This window comes from Shewanella sp. TB7-MNA-CIBAN-0143 (assembly GCF_040310065.1).
GTDB lineage: Bacteria > Pseudomonadota > Gammaproteobacteria > Enterobacterales > Shewanellaceae > Shewanella.
The window spans coordinates 1-245 of sequence record NZ_JBEOPL010000139.1 but is presented as its reverse complement, the minus strand read 5'-3'; the positions used below and the strand labels follow the sequence as shown (position 1 = coordinate 245).

1 protein-coding gene is annotated in these 245 nt (G+C 35.9%); it reads right to left on the bottom strand.

The genetic code is table 11. From position 1 onward, the window contains the following. Positions 1-245: endonuclease/exonuclease/phosphatase family protein (locus AAEY97_RS21440; protein ID WP_351001404.1), on the bottom strand; the 245-nt coding region annotated here is incomplete at both ends.

Here is a 245-nt window from a genome sequence, read left to right as displayed (position 1 = left end):
GAATAAAGTGCCCTTGCATTTGCAGGCCTTCATCGTTTTCAAATAAAATATGAATTGAGGGAATATCTTCTTCTATAAGCTCACATATTTGTGCATCGAGTATTTTAAACTTGCTGTATAAGTGCATGCCATAACGATTGTCTTTAGGGCATTCTATGTAATACGGGTAATTTTTTTTAATGACTGATAATTTATTTTCCCACCAGCTATCGCTCTCAAGCGTAATAAGTAGGTCGGGTTGATGC